This window comes from Serratia sp. JSRIV006, from assembly GCF_019968685.1.
In the GTDB taxonomy this organism is placed as follows: Bacteria; Pseudomonadota; Gammaproteobacteria; order Enterobacterales; family Enterobacteriaceae; genus Chania; species Chania fonticola_B.
The window spans coordinates 812606-826825 of record NZ_CP074137.1 but is presented as its reverse complement, the minus strand read 5'-3'; the positions used below and the strand labels follow the sequence as shown (position 1 = coordinate 826825).

Sequence of the window (14220 nt, the reverse complement as noted above, 5' to 3'; positions counted from 1 at the left end):
TCTCGATCTCGTTTCGGTTCGTAGATTAAGCCGGTGTCTGTAGCCCGAAGAACGTCCGGGCCGTCACCACATCATTGGCGATTTGCTGCTTTAGCGCATCGAGCGAAGCAAAACGCTGTTCATTGCGCAATTTTGCGCGCAGCACCACATCAAGGTGGCGCCCGTAAAGATCCATGGTTACATCCAGCAGATGCACTTCCAACTGCTGACGTACACCTGCCACCGTTGGGCGAGTGCCAATATTGGCCACGCCCGGCAAAGGCTCGGGGCCAAGGCCATAAACATCGACGGCATATACCCCTTTCACCGGGGCAACCAGGCGTTTGAGCGGCAGGTTGGCGGTTGGGAAACCAATGGTTCGCCCCAGTTCATCGCCATGCACTACGCGCCCGGAAATACTGTAAGGATGCCCCAGCAGGGTTTCTGCCAGCGGCAAATCATCATCACGCAACGCATTGCGGATGGCGGTGCTACTGATACGCAGATCGCCTTCACGGAAGCTTGGCGTGCTGACCACCTCAAAGCCGAATTCTTGCCCGGCAAGCTCTAACAGCGGGAAATCCCCCTGGCGACCAGCACCAAAGCGGAAATCATCCCCCACCATCAGGAATTTTACCCCCAGCTTTTCGACCAGCAGCTCAGCAACGAATGCCTGAGCGGTATGGGCGGCAAAGCGGGGATCAAACTTGACGCACAACAGGTAATCAACCCCGGCCTGCGCCAGGTATTTGGCTTTGTCACGCAAGCGCGTGAGGCGGGCCGGAGCCTTATCCGCGGCAAACAGTTCCAGCGGCTGCGGCTCAAAGATCATGACGATGACCGGTAACCCCAGTCGCCGTCCTTCCTGCTTCAACTGCCCCAATAGCGCCTTATGACCGCGATGGACGCCGTCAAAATTGCCGATGGTGAGCACACAGCCACGGTGGCGTGCCCGGATATTATGGATGCCGCGAATTAGCTGCATAGCTGGCCCAACACAGTGGAAATCGGCGGATTATACCTTGTACAGCGGTCAAGGTTAACCCGCGATTGGTTCCTTTGATGTAATAGTCATACCATACCGGAGGATAATCGCCTTAACCACCGTTTATCTGGCCCAATGCGTGCTATATTAGCGCGCTGATAGCGAGCTTGGCTTCTGGCCGACGCTTGAAAGACGGGGGATAACCCACCAGGACCAACAGCTTGCAGACTGTGATGCAAATCACATGGCGATTTTTCTCGTGAAACACTGTATTCCCATGGCTGAAGCTGGTAAAATCCTGCGCCATCACAACGTAGCAAGTGCCGCCCGTACAAACGGCGCTTATTTGCACAAATCCATTGACAAACGAAGGCTAAAAGGGCATATTCCTCGGCCTTTGAATTGTCCTCAATATATATATTTGGGAGTTGGACCTTGGCTAATATCAAATCAGCTAAGAAACGCGCCATACAGTCTGAGAAACGTCGCAAGCATAACGCTAGCCGTCGCTCAATGGTGCGTACCTTCATTAAGAAGGTTGACGCAGCTATCGCAGCTGGCGACAAAGACGCAGCACAAAAAGCATTCCTCGTAATGCAACCACTTGTGGATCGCCAGGCAGCTAAAGGCCTGATCCACAAAAACAAAGCAGCGCGTCATAAGTCAAACCTGACGGCGCGTATCAACGCAATGCAATAAGCATTACGTTGTGTGCTTGTTAAAAAAACCGGCTTCGGCCGGTTTTTTTACGCCTGGCGTTCAAGCCTACAGCGCGAACAGCGCCGAGAAGTCCTTGTTGCATACCCGCTGTACCGCCGGATGCTGGATCATTCGCTCGGCAAAAATGATGTAATACTCTTCCTGCACGCTATCGACACGGCCGATCTCCACCACGTCATCATCGCTATAGGTATCCAGCGCATACAGCGTTGGCGCCACGAAGATCGCATTGTGGTACAGGCCGAAAGCCTTCATCAGGGCTGCATCGTCAAACTCCCCCAGTATCTCAACCTTGATACCTTGCGTGTTGAACCAGTTAAGCAGCTTGCGCCCCAGCATTGAACGCCTTCCCGGGATCAACAAGCGGCGCTGTTCCAGACAGGCCGGAAACGGTAAATCGGGTATCGGCTGACGACAGAAGAAGCTGACCCCACACTCCCCCAGCTTAAGCGAAAACAAGCCTTCCTGCTGGCTGGAGTCGACCGGGCAATCCGACAGGATCATATCCAGTTTATGCTGGCTCAGTTGCTCAAGCAGCATCTCATGGGTTGATTCAAAACAGCGCAGGTGGATTTGCTCATTGTCCACTACCACCGCAGTTTCCAACACCTGGCTGACCAGACGTTTGGATAGCGCATCCGCTACGCCCACGTCAAACAGCAGGTTGGACTCCTTGCGGTAGTTGACGATATCCAGCATTTCCTGGCTGAGCATAAACATCTTGTCGGCATAGCGGAACACCAGTTGGCCTAGCTCGGAGGGGACCAGCCCGCGCCCCTGGCGTTTGAACAGCTTACCGTTGAGCCGTTCTTCCAGTGCCTTGATTTGGCCAGTGATGGTCTGCGGCGTGAGGAACAGGGCTTCCGCCGCTCCCACGACCGACCCCTCCTTGCAGACCTGCCAGAAGTAATACAGATGGTTAAAGTTGATATGAGACATTCTCAAAACGTTCTCTCCTTAGGTTTCTCATCGGCAAACGGTCTGCCGTGATGAGCGACAAACTCCCTATCGTTAATTTCGGACAACGCAAAGTTATCTTTAATCCCAAGTGCAGCGTGGCTGACGAAGCCACGCTGCCGCTACTATTGTAATAGCCCTTCAGCAACGAGGGGTAAACACAAAGGTCATCGGCTGCGGGGCAAACTCAAACGCAGCAGGCCGTAACCCACTACCGCAGCGCTGGTCGATCCCAATAGTATGCCTAATTTGGCATAGGTACTGAGAGCCACATCCGCCTCGGCGAAGGCCAATGAGGCAATAAAAATCGACATGGTGAAACCAATACCACAGAGCACGGCCACGGCAAACACTTGTTTAAAGCCGATATCCTGCGGCAAACGGGCAATCCCCAGTTTCACCGCCAGCCAGCAGAAGACGAAAATCCCCAGCGGCTTGCCGATAAACAGCCCGGCAGCAATCCCCAGCGGCAACAGTGAAGTCAACCCGCTCAAGGACACCCCTTGCAACGAGACACCCGCGTTGGCAAAGGCAAACAGCGGCAGGATCAGGAAGGCGACCCATGGGTGCAGCTCATGCTCCAGGGTTTCGGAGGGCGAAGGCTCACTCTTGGCGTTCAGCGGGATCATAAAGCCGACAATCACCCCTGCCAGCGTAGCGTGAACACCCGACTTGAGGATCGCAACCCACAGCACCAATCCGACCATCATATACAGCGAGGTTTTACCCACTCCCCGCCAGTTCATTAGCGCCAATACCACGATCGCCGCAGCCGCAACGCCCAGCGCCACCATCGAGACCTGATGGGTGTAGAACAACGCGATAATGATGATGACCCCAAGGTCATCGATAATCGCCAAGGCCAGCAAGAATACTTTCAGGCTGGTCGGCACCCGGTTGCCCAGTAAGGCCATCACGCCCAAGGCAAAGGCAATATCCGTTGCCGCCGGGATCGCCCAACCCTGGCGGGTTACTTCATCGGCACCGTTGAACAGCAGATAGATCAGCGCCGGAGCCAGCATGCCGCCTAACGCGGCAATCGCCGGGAAGATGGCCTTCTCACGCCCAGCCAGGGAACCTTGCAGCAGTTCACGTTTGACTTCAAGCCCCACCACCAGGAAGAAGATGGCCATTAAACCGTCGTTAATCCACAGCAGCAGCGGTTTGGCAATGTCCAGCGAGGCGATGCTGACCGCCACGGGTAAGTTAAGGAAGGCCTGATACAGCCCCTGTACGGGGGTATTAGCCATGATCAAAGCCACCACGGCGGCAGCGATCAGAATAATGCCCCCAGCGGCTTCTTGACGCAGAAATTGACGAATAATAGTAGTCACAGTAAGTCGCTCCAAAATGCCCGTCGTCTTTCAAGCTGCGACTCGAAATCCATAGGGCATAGATAATGGGGGCAAAGCGCCCCGGTTTCCAGACAATGAAACGAGTATAGTCGAGGAATCACCTCGAAAAAATCAGTTTATAAATGCAAAACAACTCGTAAAAACCGACTTATTCGCGCTATATATCACACTTTTAATAGGGACTTTCATACAGCAAAGATAAAAAAACCCCGGTTTGCTTAAACCGGGGTTTGAGGGTTGATGCGTGGAAAACGTTGATTAACGAGTCAGGTCGTCAAAAAACTTTTTCACGCCGTCGAAGAAGCTTTTCGAACGCGGGCTGTTTTTATCCCCAGAAGGGCCACCCAGGCTCTCTTCCAACTCTTTGAGCAGTTGCTTCTGCTTCTCGTTCAGACTCACCGGCGTTTCTACCACCACGCGGCACAGCAGGTCACCCTGGCTGCCACCCCGTACCGATTTCACCCCTTTGCCACGCATGCGGAACAGTTTGCCGGTCTGAGTTTCCGCCGGGACTTTCAGCTTGACGCGGCCATCCAGCGTTGGCACTTCAATCTCGCCACCCAAGGCAGCCATAGCAAAGTTGATCGGCACTTCGCAGTAGAGATTATTGCCTTCACGTTCGAAGATCGGGTGAGCACTCACCTGAACCTGAACGTACAGATCGCCTGCTGGCGCGCCGTGTTCGCCAGCTTCACCTTCACCCGCCAGGCGGATGCGGTCGCCAGTATCTACGCCCGCCGGGATTTTCACCGACAGGGTTTTGGATTTCTCTACGCGACCATGGCCGTGACATTTGTTGCACGGATCCTTGATGATCTGACCACGCCCGTGGCAGTGCGGACAAGCCTGCTGCACGGTGAAGAACCCTTGGCGCATCTGCACCTGACCCTGACCATGACAGGTCGGACAGGTTGCCGGCGAACTGCCCGGCTTGGCACCGTTGCCATGGCAGACATCACACTCTTCCAGCGTTGGAATACGGATCTCTTTGGTCACGCCACGCACGGCTTCTTCGAGCGTCAGATCCATGTTGTAACGCAAATCGGATCCACGGCTGGCACGTTGACGGCGTCCGCCGCCAAAGATATCGCCAAACACGTCGCCAAAGATATCGCTGAAGTCGGCACCGCCGCCACCAAAGCCACCACCACCGCCCATACCACCTTGCTCAAAGGCCGCATGGCCGTATTGATCGTAGGCAGCACGTTTTTGATCGTCGGTCAGGACCTCGTAGGCTTCCTTGACCTCTTTAAACTGGCTTTCGGCGTCTTTTTCCTGATTACGATCAGGGTGATACTTCATCGCCAGGCGCTTATACGCCTTTTTGATTTCGCGCTCGTCTGCCGTCTTGGCAACGCCGAGCACCTCGTAATAATCTCTCTTCGCCATTATTTCTCTTACCCTTAACATGCGTGCACGGGCGTAGAGTTGCCTCGACGCCCGTGCTGGTTTCCGGTTACGGCCTGTGGCCGCACCGTGCCCGCTTAAGGGCGATTATTTTTTGTCTTTAACTTCTTCAAACTCGGCGTCAACCACGTCGTCATCTTTCTGCGCCGCGTTGTCTGCACCGGCATCAGCACCCTGTGCCTGCTGCGCTTGCGCCTGGGCCATTTCCATCAGCTTGCCGGAAACCTGCACCAGAGCCTGGGTTTTCGCTTCGATTTCGGCTTTATCTTCGCCTTTCACCGCCGCTTCCAGATCTTTCAGCGCGCTCTCGATAGCGGTTTTGTCTTCAGCTGGCAATTGCTCGCCCGCTTCTTCCAACTGCTTACGGGTACCGTGGATCAGGTGATCCGCCTGGTTACGAGTTTGCACCAGTTCTTCGAACTTACGGTCAGCTTCAGCGTTCACTTCGGCATCGCGTACCATTTTCTGGATTTCTTCTTCGTTCAGACCAGAAGACGCCTTGATGGTGATCTTCTGCTCACGGCCGGTGTTCTTGTCTTTCGCAGACACGTGCAGAATACCGTCGGCGTCGATATCGAAGGTGACTTCGATCTGCGCCATACCGCGTGGTGCCGGCTGGATGCCGTCCAGGTTGAACTGGCCCAGTGACTTGTTGTCATTGGCACGTTTACGCTCACCCTGCAGCACATGGATGGTCACCGCTGCCTGGTTGTCTTCGGCAGTAGAGAACACCTGGCTGTGCTTAGTCGGGATAGTGGTGTTTTTGGTGATCAGCGGCGTCATTACGCTGCCCATGGTTTCGATACCCAGTGACAGTGGGGTAACGTCCAGCAGCAATACGTCTTTCACATCACCGGCCAACACACCGCCCTGAACCGCAGCACCAACGGCTACCGCTTCGTCCGGGTTAACGTCTTTACGTGGTTCTTTACCGAAGAAATCAGCAACTTTCTTCTGAACCATAGGCATACGGGTCTGGCCACCGACCAGGATCACGTCCTGAATGTCAGAAACCGACAGGCCTGCATCTTTCAGTGCCACTTTCAGCGGCTCGATAGAACGAGCAACCAGATCTTCTACCAGCGACTCGAGTTTTGCACGGGTCACTTTGATGTTCATGTGTTTTGGACCGCTGCCATCTGCAGTGATGTACGGCAGGTTGACGTCGGTCTGCTGAGCGGAGGACAGCTCGATCTTGGCTTTTTCAGCGGCTTCTTTCAGACGCTGCATCGCCAACGGATCGTTGCGCAGATCCATGCCCTGCTCTTTCTTGAACTCTTCCACCAGATAGTTGATCAGGCGGCTGTCGAAGTCTTCACCACCCAGGTGGGTATCACCGTTGGTCGCCAGAACTTCGAAGGTTTTTTCACCGTCAACGTCGTCGATCTCAATGATTGAGATATCGAAAGTACCACCACCCAGGTCATAAACCGCGATGGTACGGTTGCCCACTTCTTTGTCCAGGCCATAAGCCAGGGCCGCAGCAGTAGGTTCGTTGATGATACGTTTCACTTCCAGACCTGCGATACGGCCAGCATCTTTGGTCGCCTGACGCTGAGCATCGTTGAAGTAGGCAGGAACCGTGATAACCGCTTCAGTTACCGGCTCACCCAGGTAATCTTCCGCCGTTTTCTTCATTTTCTTCAGGACTTCCGCAGAGATCTGCGGTGGTGCCATTCTCTGGCCCTTCACTTCCAGCCAGGCGTCACCGTTATCGGCAGCAACGATGCTGTAAGGCATGATAGCCTTGTCACGCTGTGCTTCTTCATCCTGGAAGCGACGGCCAATCAGGCGCTTGATCGCAAACAGGGTGTTCTGTGGGTTAGTAACAGCCTGACGCTTAGCAGGCTGGCCAACCAGAATTTCACCATCCTGGGTATATGCGATGATTGAAGGAGTGGTGCGATCGCCTTCGGCATTCTCCAGCACGCGCGCCTTGCCACCATCCATAATTGCTACACAAGAGTTGGTTGTACCCAGGTCGATACCAATAATTTTGCCCATCTAAACATCTCCACTAATAAATTCATAATCGGTCAGGTTGCTAACTATATGCGGGCGTTTTTTTGCTTTTCAACTGCCCGGCATCTCAGTGTTACCCGCGGTCAGCAACTGCGGTTGCCAATAAGATGGGGCCATCCACACCAGCATCAAGGGGCAGGGCAAAAAAAATTTCGTTTTTATCCGCAGCCAGATCATTGTTTCCTGGCGTGGGGATCATTATGATGCCGCGCGCTCTGATGGAAGTTATGGGTTTTTCGGCCATTCAGACCAATTATTAAATTACCTATCCATTTTCGTTACAATTCTGTTATCGCAGAGGACATATGCACTCCAACAAGTTGGCAAATCCCGGCCCCCTGGGTCTGATGGGCTTCGGGATGACTACCGTCTTGCTGAACCTGCACAACGCGGGCTTTTTCCCACTGACTTCCGTCATCATCAGTATGGGGATTTTCTTCGGTGGCATGGCTCAGATTTTTGCCGGTATTCTTGAGTTCAAGAAAGGCAACACCTTCGGCTTGACCGCCTTCACCTCTTACGGCTGCTTCTGGCTGAGCCTGGTAGGCATCCTGCTGCTGCCACGCATGGGCCTGGCAGAACCGACCGACGCGAACGTCCTCGGCATCTACCTTGCACTGTGGGGCGTCTTCACCCTGTTCATGTTCTTCGGCACGCTGCGTACCAACCGTGGGTTGCAGTTTGTGTTTGCCAGCCTGACCGTGCTGTTCGCACTGCTGGCCGTCGGCAACATTACCGGTAACCACGCGATCCTGACGTTCGCCGGTTACGAAGGCATTATCTGTGGTGCCAGCGCGATCTATCTGGCAATGGCAGAGGTGATCAACGAACAGTTGGGCCGCACCGTACTGCCAATCGGCCCGGTGGAAGCTCAGCAGGCAACACCCGCTGCTGTTACCGCATAAATCCGTACTAACGTGATATAAAAAAACCCTGCGGTGTTTAATCGCAGGGTTTTTTATTGGGCGAAAATCGCTTAGTTCAAGAGCGGTTTTTCACTGTTCAGGTCGCGACGCAGGTAGATCCCCAGTAATAGGCCGAGCGTCGATAATGCCAGCATATAGTAAGCGGGCGCTAACGGGGTTAACTTCATGATCAGCGTGACAAATACCGGGGTTAAACCACCAAAAATCGCGTATGCCACGTTGTAGGAGAACGAAATCCCGCTAAATCGCACTTCCGCCGGGAAAGCCCGCACCAACACGTAAGGCACCGCGCCGACAATCCCCACGCTGAAGCCAACCAGCGCGTAGGTGGCAAACAGCATTTCTGGATGTGTTGCCACCGACTGATAGAACAGCCAACTGCACCCCGCCAACAGCAAACTGCCGACGATAAAGGTTTTGCTGGCGCCAAAGCGGTCTGCCGCCGAACCAGAGACGATACAGCCTGCAAACAGCATGATGATGGCGATGCTGTTGGCCTGCAATGACAGCGCCGGGGCTATGGCAAACTGTTTTTGCAGGTAGGTTGGCGTCATCAGGATCACCACTACAATGCCTGCCGACAACAGCCAGGTCAGCAGCATCGAGACCGCGATCTCTTTGCGGTGATTCATCACCACCGATTTCAGCGGCAGCTCTTCTGCCAGCGCCTTACGCGCCTGCATCTCGATAAAGATTGGGGTTTCCTGCAACCAGCGGCGCAGATACATGGCGAACAGGCCAAAGATACCGCCCAGGAAGAACGGAATACGCCAGCCACCGTCATGAATGGCCTGTTGGCTGAGCGTGGTATTGATGATGGTGGCCACCAGCGAGCCGAGCAGGATACCGGCCGTCAGGCCAGCGGTGAGCGTGCCACAGGCAAAACCAACGCGTTTGCGCGGCACATGCTCCGCCACAAATACCCAGGCACCAGGGACTTCACCCCCGATCGCCGCGCCTTGCAGAACCCGCATCAACAGCAGCAGCAACGGTGCGGCAATACCGATACTGGCGTAGGTGGGCAGCATCCCCATCGCCAGCGTCGGTAACGCCATCAGCAGGATGCTCAGGCTGAACATCTTTTTACGGCCCACCAGATCGCCAAAGTGCGCCATGATAATGCCGCCCAATGGCCGAGCCAGGTAGCCCGCAGCAAAGATACCAAAGGTCTGCACCTGGCGCAGCCACTCAGGCATATCCGCCGGGAAGAACAGGTCGCCCATTACCGCAGCAAAGAAAACAAAAATGATGAAATCATAAAACTCCAACGCACCGCCCAGAGCAGCCAACGTCAGAGTCTTATAATCTTGCCGGTTGAGCCGGCGATTATTATCGTGATGCATAAGATACCGTTAGAGGAAACAGGAAAGACACAGAAAGCATAATGGCTAACTGTAAAAAGTTTCTTACTATAACGGCAAAATACTTTCACACCAGATGCGCTGAAGGTTATCCCGCAGATTGCTGAAATTTAGAGATTTATCTCGCGCCGCGCATTCTTGGGACGAAATGCTGCTACCACGGACTCGTGGGTCTCTACATAGGGGCCTTCGAGCAGTTGGATGCAATAAGGCACGCTGGCAAAAATACCGTGCACCACCACCTTGCCTGCCTCGTCCTTCACCCCTTCCAGCGTTTCTTTAATCGATTTGGGTTGCCCCGGCAGGTTGATGATCAACGCCTGTTTACGGATCGCCCCAACCTGACGTGAAAGAATGGCCGTTGGCACATAGTGTAGGCTGATTTGGCGCATTTGCTCGCCAAAACCCGGCATGACCCGATCGGCAATTGCCAGGGTAGCATCGGGAGTCACGTCACGCCGGGACGGGCCGGTGCCGCCGGTAGTCAACACCAGATGGCAGCCCATTTCATCAACCAGCTCACACAGGGTATGCTCAATCAGCGTCTGCTCGTCGGGGATCAGCCGGGTTTCCAGGGTGAACGGCGTCGCCAAAGCGCTGCCCAGCCACTCTTCCAGCGCCGGGATCCCTTTATCCTGATAAACGCCCCCTGAAGCGCGGTCCGAAATAGAAACCAAACCAATGCGTAATGTATCCATGTTTTACCTCTGTTTTATGCCCCGGTTACCCAAGGGAGATTCATCACGGGAGTATAGGGTGTTTGCTCAATGAGGTGGATATTCAGGTATAAAAAAAGGTGGCCGAGGCCACCTTCTGCGCTGATTGATTGCCGCTGTTACAGCAGATCGGCGATCATTTTTTCCAGCTTGCCCTGGTCTACGGCAAACTTGCGGATACCGTCGGTCAGTTTCTCAACCGCCATTGGATCCTGGTTGTGCTGCCAGTAGAACTCAGGCTCGGTCAGCGGTGCCGGACGCGCTTTCACTTCGCCGGTATAAGACAGTTTACGCTCCAGTGCGCCTTCGCTCTCTGCCAGCTCTTTCAGCAGTGCAGGTGCGATGGTCAGACGATCGCAGCCCGCCAGTTCGATGATTTCACCGACGTTACGGAAGCTGGCACCCATCACCACGGTTTCATAGCCGTGCTGCTTGTAATACTGATAAATTTCAGACACTGAAACCACGCCCGGATCTTCGTGCGGAGCGAACTCTTTCTTGTCGCCATTGGCTTTGTACCAGTCAAGAATACGGCCAACGAACGGCGAGATCAGGTACACGCCAGCTTCGGCGCAGGCACGCGCCTGAGCGAAGGAGAACAGCAGCGTCAGGTTACAGTTGATGCCTTCTTTTTCCAGGCGCTCGGCGGCACGGATGCCCTGCCAGGTGGAGGCCAGTTTGATCAGGATGCGATCGTTGCTGATGCCCGCTTCGTTATACAGTTTGATCAGGCGCTTGGCTTTGGCAACGCTGGCTTCGGTATCATAAGACAGACGCGCGTCCACTTCGGTGGAAATGCGGCCCGGGACCAGTTTCAGGATCTCCAGACCAATGTTGACGGCCAGCTTGTCTGCGGCATCGGCAACCTGCTGATCGCGATCGCTGCTCTGCTCACGTGCCCAGGCAATGGCTTCATCGATCAGTTTGCGGTATTCAGGAATTTGCGCTGCATTGAGGATCAGCGAAGGGTTGGTGGTGGCATCTTGCGGTTGATATAGCTTCATTGCAGCGATATCACCCGTATCCGCAACTACCGTAGTCAGCTGGCGTAGGGACGTTAATTTATCGGTCATGTTGGCATTATCTCATCGTTTGTGCATGAACTTTTGGCATCGTTCAACCATGCCTTGTCCTGATAATAACATGCACGTAGCCCGGCGCAAGGCAGGAAAATCACGCGCTGGCGGCGGTTGTTTTATCCTTGTGCGAGCAACCGGTTACGCACCGATAATTCGCCATTACCGAAGCAATGCCACGGCATTAACGCGCTATCCTCCCAGGAAATTATGTTAAATTCCCGCAGCTGTTTTATTCACCGAAAAACCCAAAAGAAGGCTGTAATTCCCGTCAATGGGATGATTTTAGCCAAGTTCTTGTCGAGAACTGACTCAAGTTTTCCTCACCGGAGTCGAAGAACCTGAGGAGCAGTAATCTTAACAAGGAGAAACACGTGACGGATCTGATTAACTTTATCAATAACATCTTGTGGGGTTCAGTACTGATCTATTTGCTGTTGGGTGCCGGCATCTACTTCACCTTGCGTACCCGCTTTATTCAAATTCGTCACTTCAACCACATGTTTTCCGTGTTGAAGAACAGCACCAAAAGCGACGGTGCGGGCATTTCGTCCTTCCAGGCGCTATGTACTTCACTTGCCGCTCGTGTCGGCACCAACAACCTTACCGGCGTGGCGATAGCGCTTACGGCTGGCGGCCCCGGTGCCATCTTCTGGATGTGGGTGATCGCGTTTATCGGCATGGCGACCTCTTTCATTGAGAGCACCCTGGCGCAGCTTTACAAAACCAAAGACGATAACGGCCAATACCGTGGTGGCCCGGCCTACTATATGGAAAAAGGCTTGGGAATGCGCTGGATGGGTGTGATGTTCTCCATTTTCCTGCTGATCGCTTTCGGCCTGGTGTTCAATGCGGTACAGGCCAACTCCATCGCCCTGGCCAGTGCCGTAGCCTTCAACATCGACCCCATGTACGCCGGCATAGTATTGGTGGTCCTGAGTGCCATGGTGATCTTCGGCGGTATTCGTTCCATCGCCCGCGTCGCAGAAAAAATCGTGCCGTTTATGGCCTTGGCTTACCTGCTGCTGGCGCTGTGGATCATCGGCCTGAATATTGAGCATATGCCTGCCATCCTGGCGTTGATCTTCAAAAGCGCTTTTGGCCTGCAGGAAGTTGCTGCCGGCACCCTGGGCTACGGGATCTCACAGGCCATGACGCAAGGTATACAACGCGGGCTGTTTTCTAACGAAGGCGGGATGGGGTCTGCCCCCAACGTGGCCGCTTCCGCGACTCCTTATCCGCCACACCCTGCCTCGCAGGGCTATGTGCAAATGCTTGGCGCATTTGTCGATACCATCGTCATTTGCAGCGCAACGGCGGCGATTATTTTGGCCTCTGGTGCACTGGATAATCCCCCGTCCGACATCAGCGGTATCGATCTGACCCAGCGGGCCATGGCCAGCGCCGTCGGTTCCTGGGGCGCGCCCTTTGTCGCGATCGCCGTTTTCCTGTTTGCCTTTACCTCTATCATTGCCAATTATGCCTATGCCGAGAACAACCTGATCTTCCTCAAGCACCACCATCCGACCAAGCTGACGATTTTCCGCTGCTTTGCCTTGGGCATGGTGATGTTTGGTTCGATGGCAGAATTATCCACGGTGTGGAAAATGGCGGACATCTCGATGGCGCTGATGGCGATCACCAATCTGACCGCTATCTTGTTACTGTCCGACGTGGCCTTCACATTGGCCAAGGATTACAACCACCAGCGTTCACTCGGCAAGCTGCCCACCTTTGACATCAACCACTACCCGGAGCTGGGATCTCAACTCGAACCGGGGATCTGGAAGCCGACCAGGCAGCGTTAATCCTGCAGGGCGTGCGTAAAGTGCGCCCTATCACAGCCATACCTCCTGGTCTTGCGCGCTTTTTGCTACAGTAGCCACATGTTGATAAACAGGATGTGACCATGCTCATTATTATTTCACCTGCCAAAACCCTGGATTATGCAAGCCCGTTAGCCACCGAACGCTTTACCCAGCCCGAATTGTTGGATCAGTCGCAAAAGCTGATCAAACTCTGCCGTAAGCTGACCCCGGCGCAAATTTCCGGCCTGATGAGCATCAGCGATAAGCTCGCGGGCCTGAATGCCGCACGCTTTGGCGAATGGCAGCCTGACTTCACCCCGGACAATGCTCGTCAGGCGCTGCTGGCGTTTAAAGGCGACGTTTATACCGGCTTACAGGCGCAAGACTTCAGCGAAGAGGATTTCGACTTCGCACAGCAGCATCTGCGGATGCTCTCTGGCCTGTACGGGGTGCTGCGCCCGCTGGACCTGATGATGCCTTACCGGCTGGAGATGGGGATCAAGCTGGAGAACCCGAAGGGCAAAGACTTGTACAGCTTCTGGGGCGATCGGATCACCGAGAAACTGAATCAGGCCCTGGAGCAACAAGGCGATGATGTGGTGGTGAACCTGGCTTCGGATGAATACTTCAAATCGGTAAAACCGGCCAAGCTGCACGGTTCACTGATCAAACCGGTATTCCTGGACGAGAAAAACGGCAAGTACAAAGTCATCAGTTTCTACGCCAAGAAAGCGCGTGGGCTGATGAGCCGCTTTATCATCAAAAATCGCTTGGAGCGCAGAGAACAGCTGGTTGATTTCAATCTGGAAGGGTATGCCTTCGATGAAGCAGCTTCGGCGGGTAATGAGCTGGTATTCAAACGCCCTGAGCAATGAGCAATCCGTTCCCTCTCCCGACAAGGAGAGGGA

At 54.3% G+C, this 14220-nt stretch carries 13 protein-coding genes; 4 read left to right on the top strand and 9 right to left on the bottom strand.

Annotated elements, in window-relative coordinates; genetic code table 11:
- Window positions 1–25 precede the first annotated feature (25 nt).
- Window positions 26–964 carry a bifunctional riboflavin kinase/FAD synthetase gene (gene ribF / locus KGP16_RS03805; RefSeq protein WP_024483575.1) on the bottom strand — a complete coding sequence of 313 codons (939 nt, stop codon included), beginning with the start codon at window positions 962–964 and terminating at the stop codon, window positions 26–28.
- 435 nt (window positions 965–1399) lie between these two features.
- Here ribF and rpsT point away from each other — a divergent pair, with 435 nt between their 5' ends.
- Complete coding sequence (gene rpsT / locus KGP16_RS03800) at window positions 1400–1663, top strand: 30S ribosomal protein S20 (protein WP_024527210.1); 264 nt, start codon at window positions 1400–1402, stop codon at window positions 1661–1663.
- A gap of 66 nt (window positions 1664–1729) precedes the next feature.
- Here rpsT and nhaR read toward each other — a convergent pair whose 3' ends face one another.
- The 5 genes from nhaR to KGP16_RS03775 all read right to left on the bottom strand — a co-directional run bounded on the left by nhaR (window position 1730) and on the right by KGP16_RS03775 (window position 7669).
- Window positions 1730–2629 (bottom strand): transcriptional activator NhaR, encoded by a 900-nt coding sequence (gene nhaR, locus KGP16_RS03795; RefSeq protein WP_021179255.1) that lies wholly within the window; start codon window positions 2627–2629, stop codon window positions 1730–1732.
- A 179-nt stretch (window positions 2630–2808) separates the two neighbouring features.
- Window positions 2809–3975, bottom strand: coding sequence for a Na+/H+ antiporter NhaA (gene nhaA, locus KGP16_RS03790; protein ID WP_059199710.1), 1167 nt, complete (start codon window positions 3973–3975; stop codon window positions 2809–2811).
- A gap of 279 nt (window positions 3976–4254) precedes the next feature.
- Window positions 4255–5385, bottom strand: coding sequence for a molecular chaperone DnaJ (gene dnaJ / locus KGP16_RS03785; protein WP_021179253.1), 1131 nt, complete (start codon window positions 5383–5385; stop codon window positions 4255–4257).
- A 105-nt stretch (window positions 5386–5490) separates the two neighbouring features.
- Window positions 5491–7407 carry a molecular chaperone DnaK gene (dnaK, locus tag KGP16_RS03780; protein WP_021179252.1) on the bottom strand — a complete coding sequence of 639 codons (1917 nt, stop codon included), beginning with the start codon at window positions 7405–7407 and terminating at the stop codon, window positions 5491–5493.
- A gap of 91 nt (window positions 7408–7498) precedes the next feature.
- The gene (locus tag KGP16_RS03775) at window positions 7499–7669 is read right to left on the bottom strand and encodes a hypothetical protein (RefSeq protein ID WP_166734064.1); all 171 of its coding nucleotides are present in this window, start codon (window positions 7667–7669) and stop codon (window positions 7499–7501) included.
- A gap of 61 nt (window positions 7670–7730) precedes the next feature.
- Between KGP16_RS03775 and satP the strand changes: the two genes are divergently transcribed.
- Entirely contained in the window at window positions 7731–8330 is a 600-nt protein-coding gene (satP, locus tag KGP16_RS03770; protein WP_039995478.1) for an acetate uptake transporter, read from the top strand.
- 71 nt (window positions 8331–8401) lie between these two features.
- On the opposite strand, the gene KGP16_RS03765 is transcribed toward satP, so the two are convergent.
- From KGP16_RS03765 to tal, 3 genes are all read right to left on the bottom strand, one after another.
- A complete protein-coding gene (locus KGP16_RS03765) occupies window positions 8402–9694 on the bottom strand; it encodes an MFS transporter (protein WP_166734062.1) in 1293 nt (430 codons plus the stop codon).
- Window positions 9695–9822: 128 nt separating this feature from the next.
- Window positions 9823–10410, bottom strand: a complete 588-nt coding sequence (mog, locus tag KGP16_RS03760) for a molybdopterin adenylyltransferase (protein ID WP_209554985.1) — start codon at window positions 10408–10410, stop codon at window positions 9823–9825.
- A gap of 137 nt (window positions 10411–10547) precedes the next feature.
- Window positions 10548–11501, bottom strand: a complete 954-nt coding sequence (tal, locus tag KGP16_RS03755; protein WP_024483582.1) for a transaldolase — start codon at window positions 11499–11501, stop codon at window positions 10548–10550.
- A gap of 377 nt (window positions 11502–11878) precedes the next feature.
- Here tal and KGP16_RS03750 point away from each other — a divergent pair, with 377 nt between their 5' ends.
- Window positions 11879–13312, top strand: coding sequence for a sodium:alanine symporter family protein (locus KGP16_RS03750; protein WP_223500841.1), 1434 nt, complete (start codon window positions 11879–11881; stop codon window positions 13310–13312).
- 101 nt (window positions 13313–13413) lie between these two features.
- Window positions 13414–14187, top strand: a complete 774-nt coding sequence (yaaA, locus tag KGP16_RS03745; protein ID WP_059199707.1) for a peroxide stress protein YaaA — start codon at window positions 13414–13416, stop codon at window positions 14185–14187.
- The last annotated feature ends 33 nt before the right edge of the window (window positions 14188–14220 follow it).